At 29.0% G+C, this 786-nt stretch carries 1 protein-coding gene; it reads left to right on the forward strand.

Annotated elements, in window-relative coordinates; all coding sequences use genetic code 11:
• The first annotated feature begins 603 nt into the window (after window positions 1-603).
• On the forward strand, window positions 604-741 hold the full coding sequence (locus HZY83_RS00995; RefSeq protein WP_179942255.1) for a hypothetical protein: 138 nt from the start codon (window positions 604-606) through the stop codon (window positions 739-741).
• The last annotated feature ends 45 nt before the right edge of the window (window positions 742-786 follow it).

The following is a 786-nucleotide window of genomic DNA, read 5'->3' on the forward strand; positions in this document are numbered from 1 at the left end:
ACCTAATACATATAATAATTTAATTCAAGTAAAGAAGTTTAATTACTACTTTAACGGCAAGGTACTAATGAATCTGCATTAGCACCTTGTGTATTTTCTATAGGAAAATACGAACGAAAATGATGGAAAGTGAGGTATCACTTTCCTTTTTATTATGAATTTTTATTATTTATTTTTTTGTGTTGGCACGCTCACACGCATCATCAAAGATGATGCTTTTAACAAGTCTATTCATGATTACAAGTCGCAAAAATTTTTCCTTAGTAGCTTGAAAGCCAGTCGAAAAATTTATAGCTTTTATCCTTGTAATCAATCATAACAACTTGTTGCAGTGGCTTTGCAACACAGCAAAAATAAATTAAATAATAAAAAATTAAAGAGGTGATGCTTAATCGTCATGTGGTGGTTGGCTGGGTATTGAAAGAGAAATTGAAGGAGGTGGTTTCTCATAATACTCCACGAAAAAGCTCCTAATAAGTATTATAAACTTATTAAGAGCTATCGTAACTTTAATTACAGAATTACTAAGATAATTCTGTAAGGAGGAGCCCAATCTCCTCCTTCAATTTAATTTCATTATATCATTTAACAAGGAGAATTCAAATGAGAAGAAAAAGTATTATATTGTTAAAATCATTGAATATTTTATTAGCTATCGTAAGTGTTTTTCTAGAATATTCCCTAATTAGAGAAGAAAGACAAGAGAATAAGAGAAAATGTAAATATCAGTATTTTCTATGAGAAAGGAAGATGAAATTTGATAGCATTTATGCTATCATATGTATA

This window comes from Gemella sp. GH3 (genome assembly GCF_013415425.1).
Classification (GTDB): Bacteria; Bacillota; Bacilli; order Staphylococcales; family Gemellaceae; genus Gemelliphila.

Coding starts and splice junctions, on each gene's coding strand:
- HZY83_RS00995 (WP_179942255.1), top strand. CDS start 604: ATGAGAAGAAAAAGTATTATATTGTTAAAATCATTGAATATTTTATTA.